The 229-nt window shown below is 60.3% G+C and carries 1 protein-coding gene; it reads left to right on the top strand.

The window, feature by feature from the left end; translation table 11 throughout:
* Positions 1 to 17 precede the first annotated feature (17 nt).
* On the top strand, positions 18 to 229 hold a 212-nt coding region (locus R0K30_RS23900; RefSeq protein WP_410613564.1), incomplete at its 3' end, for a hypothetical protein.

The following is a 229-nucleotide window of genomic DNA, read 5'->3' as shown; positions in this document are numbered from 1 at the left end:
AGTTGCCGTGCTCCGAAATGACGTACATCGCCAAAGTAGTCAATGCGGACGGCGGCCATCCCGCGTACCTGGTGGAAATCAAGGGCGCGGGTGACGCCTGGAAGGAGATCGAGATTCCGGTCACCTTGATCCTGAGCCCGAAGCAGCTTGCGCGTCACCTGATCGAACACGGTGTCGATCTGCACTCGAACGATGCGCCGAAGCACGTCGCGGATTTCCTGCGCACCTG

The organism is Bacillus sp. SIMBA_154 (genome assembly GCF_046536015.1).
Classification (GTDB): Bacteria; Bacillota; Bacilli; order Bacillales; family Bacillaceae; genus Bacillus; species Bacillus pumilus_P.
Note: the sequence above shows the minus strand (reverse complement) of the source record. Positions and strands in the feature narration are given on the sequence as shown.